The sequence below is a fragment of the Acinetobacter sp. YH12116 genome (assembly GCF_013418895.1).
GTDB lineage: Bacteria > Pseudomonadota > Gammaproteobacteria > Pseudomonadales > Moraxellaceae > Acinetobacter > Acinetobacter indicus.
This window is the reverse complement of record NZ_VPBE01000047.1, coordinates 1-9,979: the sequence shown is the minus strand read 5'-3', so window position 1 is coordinate 9,979 and position 9,979 is coordinate 1. Positions and strand designations below refer to the sequence as shown.

At 46.2% G+C, this 9,979-nt stretch carries 10 protein-coding genes; 3 read left to right on the top strand and 7 right to left on the bottom strand.

Translation table 11 applies throughout. The annotated features are described in order from the left end of the window. Positions 1-209: 209 nt before the first annotated feature. From FTU54_RS14570 to FTU54_RS14550, 5 genes are all read right to left on the bottom strand, one after another. Positions 210-434 carry a hypothetical protein gene (locus FTU54_RS14570; protein ID WP_000743213.1) on the bottom strand — a complete coding sequence of 75 codons (225 nt, stop codon included), beginning with the start codon at positions 432-434 and terminating at the stop codon, positions 210-212. Next, positions 431-1,168: a recombinase family protein gene (locus FTU54_RS14565; RefSeq protein ID WP_001366550.1), complete on the bottom strand. Its 738-nt coding sequence runs from the start codon at positions 1,166-1,168 to the stop codon at positions 431-433. Before FTU54_RS14565 ends, FTU54_RS14570 begins: the two co-directional genes overlap by 4 nt. 148 nt (positions 1,169-1,316) lie before the next feature. Continuing rightward, entirely contained in the window at positions 1,317-2,483 is a 1,167-nt protein-coding gene (locus FTU54_RS14560) for a tetracycline-inactivating monooxygenase Tet(X3) (protein ID WP_024160783.1), read from the bottom strand. Between the two features lie 189 nt (positions 2,484-2,672). Then, positions 2,673-3,266, bottom strand: a complete 594-nt coding sequence (locus tag FTU54_RS14555) for a tyrosine-type recombinase/integrase (RefSeq protein WP_205779272.1) — start codon at positions 3,264-3,266, stop codon at positions 2,673-2,675. A 72-nt stretch (positions 3,267-3,338) separates the two neighbouring features. Next, positions 3,339-4,043: an IS6-like element IS26 family transposase gene (locus FTU54_RS14550; protein WP_001067855.1), complete on the bottom strand. Its 705-nt coding sequence runs from the start codon at positions 4,041-4,043 to the stop codon at positions 3,339-3,341. A gap of 129 nt (positions 4,044-4,172) precedes the next feature. On the opposite strand from FTU54_RS14550, the gene FTU54_RS14545 reads away from it, so the two are divergent. Then, entirely contained in the window at positions 4,173-4,988 is an 816-nt protein-coding gene (locus tag FTU54_RS14545) for an APH(3')-I family aminoglycoside O-phosphotransferase (protein WP_000018323.1), read from the top strand. A 136-nt stretch (positions 4,989-5,124) separates the two neighbouring features. On the opposite strand, the gene FTU54_RS14540 is transcribed toward FTU54_RS14545, so the two are convergent. Together FTU54_RS14540 and FTU54_RS14535 are read right to left on the bottom strand one after the other, a co-directional pair. After that, entirely contained in the window at positions 5,125-5,526 is a 402-nt protein-coding gene (locus FTU54_RS14540; RefSeq protein ID WP_001183556.1) for a LysR substrate-binding domain-containing protein, read from the bottom strand. Positions 5,527-5,565: 39 nt separating this feature from the next. Further along, positions 5,566-6,270 carry an IS6-like element IS26 family transposase gene (locus FTU54_RS14535; RefSeq protein ID WP_001067855.1) on the bottom strand — a complete coding sequence of 235 codons (705 nt, stop codon included), beginning with the start codon at positions 6,268-6,270 and terminating at the stop codon, positions 5,566-5,568. A gap of 128 nt (positions 6,271-6,398) precedes the next feature. Between FTU54_RS14535 and FTU54_RS14530 the strand changes: the two genes are divergently transcribed. Beyond that, positions 6,399-8,342 (top strand): ATP-binding cassette domain-containing protein, encoded by a 1,944-nt coding sequence (locus FTU54_RS14530; RefSeq protein ID WP_180006202.1) that lies wholly within the window; start codon positions 6,399-6,401, stop codon positions 8,340-8,342. Positions 8,343-8,672: 330 nt separating this feature from the next. Then, on the top strand, positions 8,673-9,836 hold the full coding sequence (locus FTU54_RS14525) for a zinc-dependent alcohol dehydrogenase (protein WP_180006203.1): 1,164 nt from the start codon (positions 8,673-8,675) through the stop codon (positions 9,834-9,836). Positions 9,837-9,979 lie beyond the last annotated feature (143 nt).

Sequence of the window (9,979 nt, the reverse complement as noted above, 5' to 3'; positions counted from 1 at the left end):
TTCCGCGTCCTTGCAATACTGTGTTTACATACAGTCTATCGCTTAGCGGAAAGTTCTTTTACCCTCAGCCGAAATGCCTGCCGTTGCTAGACATTGCCAGCCAGTGCCCGTCACTCCCACTCGATTGTAAACAAGCACACAAAACCCTTTAGTGACAACAATTTGCAAGAACTATCAGGCTCAGTGCCATGAAAAATACCATGACCAGATCATGAGGTTGAACACGGCTTGCGCCGGCAGCGTTCACGCTCCTGGTCGGCGATCTCGCCCGGCTGCAATGCTAGCTCAGCATCGGTCATGCGCTCCAGCACGTCGCGTAGGCGGATGGTGCAAGGAATGGGCGGCAGCTCGAACTCATAGCCGCCGGCGATCATTTCGGCCGCAATCTCCTCGGTGATGAAAAACGGCTCGTCGTCTTGGTTCGGCTTCTTCATGCCCTTTCCTCCTGGCGCTCATCCTGGCCGACAGCGGCCAGGGCATCGGCTTCCGTCAATGCGTCCTCCACGAACGCGCCGTGCTGCTTCGCTTCGGCCTGGCTGACCTCGGCCCATATCCGTTTCACCTGGGCCGCACTGTACCCGGCCAGCTCGGCGGTCTTGTTGATGCTGTAGCCGGACTTGCGCAGCGCGACAACTTGGGCGCGGCGCTTCGGATCAGCACGGCGGCCCTTGTACCGCCCGGCCTGGCGGGCCAACTCAATGCCTTGGCGCTGGCGTTCGCGCCTGTCCTCGTAGTCGTCGCGGGCCATCTGCAAGGCCAGGCGAAAAAGCATGATCTGCACGGCTTCCAGCACGATCTTGGCGACGCCCTGGGCCTCGGCCGCCAGGTCGGATAGATCGACCACGCCAGGGACGGCCAGGCGTGCGCCTTTGGCCTGTATCGAGGCCACCAGGCGCTCGGCCTCGGGCAAAGGTAGGCGGCTGATGCGGTCGATCTTCTCGGCAATGACCACCTCGCCGGGCTGTAGGTCGCCGATCATGCGCAGCAGCTCAGGCCGGTCGGCGCGTGCGCCGGATGCCTTCTCACGGTAGATGCCGGCGACGTAGTAGCCGGCGGCCTTCGCGGCCGTAGTGATCGCCTCTTGGCGTTCCAAGTCCTGCGCGTCGGTGCTGACGCGCAGATAGACCCGCGCCACCATCGGCGCGGCTACTGGCTTCGTCCTGCGCATACTTGCGGGCTCCTTTGGGCATACTCAAATGCACCCATCTTAAACTGGCAGCTAATGTACAAAAGTTGATAGAAGCACACAAGTTCAATTTTGCACTTCTGCCCCACTATTGCAAAACTGCTTGTTAGTAGCCGTTTTTTCTTACTGTTTATAGATTCAATAATTTTTGAAACGAAAAATTGGGACTAAACATTTCGGTTTCGTTTTCTGTCGATTCGTCCTGCGTATCTTTTGCATAAACAAACATTTGTTGTTCGTAGTTTTCGATGGCATTTTCAATACTTGTAAATTCTCCGTTTGTAAGGTTTTCAGACAATATCAAAGCATCCAATAATCCCGTATTTACACCCTGTCCTGCAAAAGGCGACATCAAATGAGCAGCATCGCCAATCATTGTTATGGGTAATGGACGGTTACTTTTCCAATCATTGTTCAAAGGAAATTTCCTTGTGGGCAAGCATTGAAATGTTGATACCGAACGTATTAATTGTTTGTAAACTTCACTCCATTTGGAAAATCTTTTCAATAAAAAATCGGCAACGCTGTTTCTGTCCTGAAAATCTAAGGGAATTTTATTTTTCCATTCATCGGGCGTTTTAAAACTAATTCCTAAATACAATGCACCATTATTATTGGGATTGGCAAACAATAAAATGCCCTGATGTCCCGCCATTAATCGGTTGCCGTTGCATAGCTGAAAAAATCCGGGACAGTTTATTTCCGGTTGAAGAATATCAGCTTGGATGTTGAAAGTACCGGTTTCTTCAACTTGCGTGTCGGTAACAAAGCTCCTTATTTTCGACATTCCACCATTGGCAAGAATAACCAAATCTGCTGTTTCACTCGGTTTATTCTCAAAAGTTAGTGTCCACTTCTTCTTACCAGGTTCAAGCATAACAAGTTTTCTATCCCAAATAACCGTGTCGTTTTCTAAACTATTCAACAAGATAGCCCTTAAGTCATTTCTGTTTATTTCAGGATTGTCAAATCGATTTTCGGGCTTTACATTTTTTGTGGATAAAATATTGCCTTTTTCATCAGCAATATTTACACCCATTGGTAAGGCTAAGTCATAATAAGTTTGTAACAATCCCGCTTTTTTCATTGCTTCCTGACCTGAACCTTTGTGTAGGTCAAGGGTTCCACCAAAAATTCTTGCCTCTCGGTCGTTGTCTCTTTCGTAAACTGAAACGTCTATGCCGTTTTGCTGTAATAATTTTGCCATAGTCAGTCCAACGGGTCCACCACCAATTATTGCAACGTTCTTATCACTAAGTAAATTCATTTGTTTGTCCGTATCTATTCGCATTGTCATTCAAAAATGGCACATAACAAGTGGCTATACGCCAAATGGCGTATATATCCACTATATCTTATTTTGCTAAACCTTTCATTATCAGTGACAAATCCGTTTTCAACCGTTTACCGTTCGTTTCTACTCTCTCAAAAGGATTTATATTCATAGTGCTTTTTGTTAAGTTTTGCTCAAATATACAAATCCTTTCTATATATCTAACAAATCCATCGGACTTTTTAATTGTTCCATTCCCTTGGTGGTAATATGTGTATAAACCTCAGTTGTTTTACTGCTTGAATGACCTAACAACGATTGAATATAACGTAAACTCGTACCATTCTCAAGCAAATGCGTTGCAAAGCTATGTCGTAAGGTATGTACAGTAACTTCCTTTTGAATCTTTGCTTTTAAAACAGCTGCTTTAAAAATGTTTTGAATACTTCGGCTTGAGTATGCGCCACCTTTTTGACCTTCAAATAAATAATCTTTTGGTTTATATTCCATAAAGTATGTTCTTAAAATAATTAATGTTTTCTCAGATAAAATGGTATAACGATCTCTTTTTCCTTTTGACTGTTCTATACGAATTTGCATGCGCTTGGAGTCAATGTCTTTTATTTTCAGGTTTATACATTCAGAAATGCGCAAACCTGCCGAATAAATAGTCATCAGAATAGCCTTGTGTTTCACGTTTTCAATAGCGCGTAGTACCCGAATGGTTTCTTCTTCACTCATCACAACAGGAAGTGTTTTTTCTTTTTTTGGTCTTTCGATGAAATATGTTTTCCGTTGTCCACCCAAAACACGTTCGTAATAAAACTGGCACTGTTGCAAAGTTAGCGATGAGGCAGCCTTTTGTCTTATTCAAAGGCCTTACATTTCAAAAACTCTGCTTACCAGGCGCATTTCGCCCAGGGGATCACCATAATAAAATGCTGAGGCCTGGCCTTTGCGTAGTGCACGCATCACCTCAATACCTTTGATGGTGGCGTAAGCCGTCTTCATGGATTTAAATCCCAGCGTGGCGCCGATTATCCGTTTCAGTTTGCCATGATCGCATTCAATCACGTTGTTCCGGTACTTAATCTGTCGGTGTTCAACGTCAGACGGGCACCGGCCTTCGCGTTTGAGCAGAGCAAGCGCGCGACCATAGGCGGGCGCTTTATCCGTGTTGATGAATCGCGGGATCTGCCACTTCTTCACGTTGTTGAGGATTTTACCCAGAAACCGGTATGCAGCTTTGCTGTTACGACGGGAGGAGAGATAAAAATCGACAGTGCGGCCCCGGCTGTCGACGGCCCGGTACAGATACGCCCAGCGGCCATTGACCTTCACGTAGGTTTCATCCATGTGCCACGGGCAAAGATCGGAAGGGTTACGCCAGTACCAGCGCAGCCGTTTTTCCATTTCAGGCGCATAACGCTGAACCCAGCGGTAAATCGTGGAGTGATCGACATTCACTCCGCGTTCAGCCAGCATCTCCTGCAGCTCACGGTAACTGATGCCGTATTTGCAGTACCAGCGTACGGCCCACAGAATGATGTCACGCTGAAAATGCCGGCCTTTGAATGGGTTCATGTGCAGCTCCATCAGCAAAAGGGGATGATAAGTTTATCACCACCGACTATTTGCAACAGTGCCGATAAAAATATATCATCATGAACAATAAAACTGTCTGCTTACATAAACAGTAATACAAGGGGTGTTATGAGCCATATTCAACGGGAAACGTCTTGCTCGAGGCCGCGATTAAATTCCAACCTGGATGCTGATTTATATGGGTATAGATGGGCTCGCGATAATGTCGGGCAATCAGGTGCGACAATCTATCGATTGTATGGGAAGCCCGATGCGCCAGAGTTGTTTCTGAAACATGGCAAAGGTAGCGTTGCCAATGATGTTACAGATGAGATGGTCAGACTAAACTGGCTGACGGCATTTATGCCTCTTCCGACCATCAAGCATTTTATCCGTACTCCTGATGATGCATGGTTACTCACCACTGCGATCCCCGGGAAAACAGCATTCCAGGTATTAGAAGAATATCCTGATTCAGGTGAAAATATTGTTGATGCGCTGGCAGCGTTCCTGCGCCGGTTGCATTCGATTCCTGTTTGTAATTGTCCTTTTAACAGCGATCGCGCATTTCGTCTCGCTCAGGCGCAATCACGAATGAATAACGGTTTGGTTGATGCGAGTGATTTTGATGACGAGCGTAATGGCTGGCCTGTTGAACAAGTCTGGAAAGAAATGCATAAGCTTTTGCCATTCTCACCGGATTCAGTCGTCACTCATGGTGATTTCTCACTTGATAACCTTATTTTTGACGAGGGGAAATTAATAGGTTGTATTGATGTTGGACGAGTCGGAATCGCAGACCGATACCAGGATCTTGCCATCCTATGGAACTGCCTCGGTGAGTTTTCTCCTTCATTACAGAAACGGCTTTTTCAAAAATATGGTATTGATAATCCTGATATGAATAAATTGCAGTTTCATTTGATGCTCGATGAGTTTTTCTAATCAGAATTGGTTAATTGGTTGTAACACTGGCAGAGCATTACGCTGACTTGACGGGACGGCGCTTCCCTACCCTCATGGCCGCCTCCCAGGAATCGACCCAGGTGCTTATCGTGGACATAATCCTTTACTCATAAATTTATCTTATTCCATTATTGTACCTGTCACGCAAAACTTGCAGAAAAGCCATAAACGCAGGAGAATCCTGTCGGCGGTGAGGATAATAAATATGGTAGCCGTCAAAATATGGACACCACTCGGTCAGAACAGCAATCAGCTTGCCGCTTTTGATATATCCATCTGCAACATACTCGGGAATATAGGCAATCCCCAGCCCGTCTAATGCTGCATCGAGCTGATGAATCGTGCTGTTCGCAATATATTGCCCTTTGACTTTCAGACTGAATTTCTGAGCATCTTTCTCGAATTCCCAGGCGTACAATCCACTCGTATCAGAATAGCGGACGTTAATGCAGTTGTGGTTCAAAAGATCCTGCGGCTTCCTGGGCTTAGCATAACGCTTAAAATGGCACTGTTGCAAAGTTAGCGATGAGGCAGCCTTTTGTCTTATTCAAAGGCCTTACATTTCAAAAACTCTGCTTACCAGGCGCATTTCGCCCAGGGGATCACCATAATAAAATGCTGAGGCCTGGCCTTTGCGTAGTGCACGCATCACCTCAATACCTTTGATGGTGGCGTAAGCCGTCTTCATGGATTTAAATCCCAGCGTGGCGCCGATTATCCGTTTCAGTTTGCCATGATCGCATTCAATCACGTTGTTCCGGTACTTAATCTGTCGGTGTTCAACGTCAGACGGGCACCGGCCTTCGCGTTTGAGCAGAGCAAGCGCGCGACCATAGGCGGGCGCTTTATCCGTGTTGATGAATCGCGGGATCTGCCACTTCTTCACGTTGTTGAGGATTTTACCCAGAAACCGGTATGCAGCTTTGCTGTTACGACGGGAGGAGAGATAAAAATCGACAGTGCGGCCCCGGCTGTCGACGGCCCGGTACAGATACGCCCAGCGGCCATTGACCTTCACGTAGGTTTCATCCATGTGCCACGGGCAAAGATCGGAAGGGTTACGCCAGTACCAGCGCAGCCGTTTTTCCATTTCAGGCGCATAACGCTGAACCCAGCGGTAAATCGTGGAGTGATCGACATTCACTCCGCGTTCAGCCAGCATCTCCTGCAGCTCACGGTAACTGATGCCGTATTTGCAGTACCAGCGTACGGCCCACAGAATGATGTCACGCTGAAAATGCCGGCCTTTGAATGGGTTCATGTGCAGCTCCATCAGCAAAAGGGGATGATAAGTTTATCACCACCGACTATTTGCAACAGTGCCTTTTATTTTGATGGGCTTTCCTTTAGAATAGCGCCATTCTTCTTGTCGAATGTCAGTACAGTTCCATGATTCAGTTAGATCAGTTAACCATACGCCGCGGTGGACGCATCCTTTTCCAGAAAGCCTCCATGCAATTGCATCCTGGATGGAAAATTGGCCTGACCGGTGTCAATGGAGCCGGCAAGTCGACCCTATTTTCAGCACTATTGGGTGGGATTGAGTCTGACAGTGGTTCCCTGACCCGTCCTGCAGTCTGGACTGTGGCGCATATGGCCCAGGAAATCAAAGCCTTGAATATGAAGGCGATTGATTTTGTCCTGTCTGGCGATGAGGAATACTGGGATATCCAACAAAAGCTGAATCATCCTGAACAGCTGGATGATGCTGAACTGGCACGCCTATATGGCCGCTTTGACGAAATTTCCGGTTATGTGGCACCCTCTAAGGCTTCACAGCTGATGGCAGGTTTGGGCTTTATGGATTATCAATCCGAGCTGGATGTTGCCAGTTTTTCGGGGGGATGGCGTATGCGTCTCAATCTGGCGCGTACTTTGATGAGCCGTTCTGATCTGTTATTACTGGATGAACCGACCAACCATTTAGATTTAGATGCGATTCTTTGGCTAGAAGATTGGCTCAAATCCTATGAAGGCACCTTGGTGCTGATTTCACATGACCGGGATTTCCTGGATGCCATTACCGATCATATTTTACATATCGAAAATCAGGAACTGATACTTTATACCGGTAATTACTCGACTTTTGAGCGTACCCGTAGCGAACGTCTGGCACAGCAGCAACAAGCCTATGAAAAGCAGCTTGAAGTGCGTGCCCATCTACAAAAATTTATTGACCGTTTTAAGGCCAAAGCCACCAAGGCAAAACAGGCCCAGAGCCGAATCAAGCAGCTGGAGCGTATGCAGGAACTCTCTGTTGCGCATGTAGATACGCCGTTTACTTTCAGCTTCCGTGAACCAACCAAAATGAGTTCACCATTACTACAACTGGAAAATGCCGATATCGGTTATGGCGATAAGCTGATTGTGCGTAATGTTACCCTGCAAATTACTCCAAATAGCCGTATTGGTCTGCTGGGGATGAATGGTGCTGGTAAATCGACTCTGATTAAATCTCTCGTCGGTGATTTAGCTTTAATTAAAGGTCTTCGTAAAGACTCAGAATTGTTAAATATTGGCTACTTTGCCCAGCACCAGATGGATGCACTGGATGGTAGCGCCAGCCCGATGTTGCAGCTGGCACGTATCGCTGATCCTAAAATTAGTGAGGCCAGCTTGCGTTCTTTCCTCGGCAGCTTCGGCTTTAGCGGCGAACGCATGGATACACCAAGTGAAAGTTTCTCGGGTGGTGAACGTGCCCGTTTAGCACTTGCATTAATCGTATGGCAGCGTCCAAACGTGCTGATTCTGGATGAACCAACCAACCATCTGGATCTGGATATGCGTCATGCTTTAACGATGGCACTACAAGATTTCGAGGGTGCTGTCGTGCTGGTTTCGCATGAACGTCAGCTGATCGCCAGTGTCTGTGATGAGCTGCTGTTAGTTCATAACGGCAAATGTACTGAATTTGATGGTGATCTGGTGGCTTATGCCGAGTGGTTACGTCAGGCACGTGCAGAATTATTAAAAAATGCGCCTAAAACTGCTGAAGTGGTGAAAACACAGCAAGCTGAAGCGAAATCTGTACCGAGTAAAATGGATAAAGAAACCCAACGCAAGGAGGCTGCTCGCCAACGTGAGCAGACTCGGCCGATTCGCAAAAATATTGAAAAATGTGAAAGCCAGATCGGAAAGTTGCAGCCAAAACTCGCTGCAATTGAAGAAAAGCTGGCAGATACTGGTCTGTATGATGCAGCGCGTAAGGATGAATTGCTTAAGCTCATGAATGAGCAGACTGAACTGAAAGCACAACTGGAAACTGCTGAAGAACAGATGCAAGAACTGATGATGGAATTAGAAGAACTGGAACAGTCTTTCCAGGAAAGTTAATTTTAATATTCATTTAAAGCTTCAAGGATCATTAACTATAGTTACTGATCCTTTTTTTATGGGTTTATATTTTCTCTGCTATTAGTAAATCTTTTCTCTTACCTATTTTCCTACACTTCTCAGCTTGGTTAATCATTTACTCGATTTTTGACATATTTTGTAGTGAATTACGCAAGTACTATATAAGTTTATTTTTTAAACACTCGGCTTCCTTATTTCATACATTAATTTACAGCTCTAGGTCAGGTTATAAGGCTCTAATAAAAAGGCTTTTTAATAATCAGCAGCCTTATTTGAGACTATTTATGTTGAACTAGAGAGGAAATCCGCATGCGTGCTCTTACCTATCATGGTGCTCGGGATGTACGAGTTGAATCTGTTCCAGATCCAGTGATTCAGGAACCAGATGACGTTATTTTAAGGGTGACAGCCACCGCTATCTGTGGCTCAGATCTACATCTATACCGGGGTAAAATCCCGGCCACTGAAGACGGTGATATTTTCGGCCATGAATTTATGGGAGTTGTAGAAGAAGTCGGCCCTGCAGTGACAGAAGTCAAAAAAGGTGACCGGGTGATCATTCCCTTTGTCATTGCATGCGGTCACTGTTTTTTCTGTGAACATGAACTCATGGCTGCCTGTGAAAATACCAATACGGGTCGTGGTGCGATCCTGAATAAAAAACAGATTCCACCAGGAGCGGCCTTGTTTGGCTTTAGCCACCTGTATGGTGGTGTTCCGGGTGGTCAGGCTGAATATGTGCGAATTCCCAAAGGTAATGTCGGACCGTTTAAGGTTCCCGGCTCTTTGCCTGATGAAAAAGTATTATTCCTGACCGATATTCTGCCAACAGCCTGGCAGGCAGTAACCAATGCTCAAGTCACCCGTGGTTCTACAGTGGCAATTTATGGTGCTGGTCCAGTCGGTCTGTTATCTGCAGCTTGTGCACGGATGCTCGGTGCCGAACAGATCTTCATGGTAGACCATCACCCTTATCGCTTGCGATTTGCTCATCAAACCTATGGGGTCATTCCGGTCAACTTTGATGAAGTCGATGCAGCTGAATTTATTATTCAAAATACAGCAGGTTATCGTGGTGTTGATGCAGTTATTGATGCCGTTGGTTTCGAGGCCAAAGGGAGTGTTCTGGAAACCGTAATGACCAACCTGAAATTAGAAGGTTCGAGTGGTTCAGCGCTCAGACAATGTATTGCAGCAGTCCGCCGCGGCGGTGTGGTGAGTGTACCGGGGGTTTATGCCGGTCCAATTCATGGCTTCCTGTTTGGTGATGCCTTTGATAAAGGTTTGACTTTTAAAATGGGGCAAACCCATGTGCATAAATACTTGCCGCAGTTGCTCGAACATATTGAAAATGGAGATCTGTCTCCAGATGTGATTATTACCCATCGCATGAAACTGGAAGATGCTGCGGAAGGTTACCGTATTTTTGATAAAAAGGAAGAAGACCGTCGTAAAGTCATTCTAACGCCGTAAATGTACTAAAAAAATACTCTGTACACGACAAATTTCACAGAACCCTTATCCTATCAGGATTCTGCTTTCTTAAAATTGCCAAAATTTCCTTAAACTCTTCTTTTTTCCCAAAACCAATTAAACGCTGAATCGCCATTTGAACA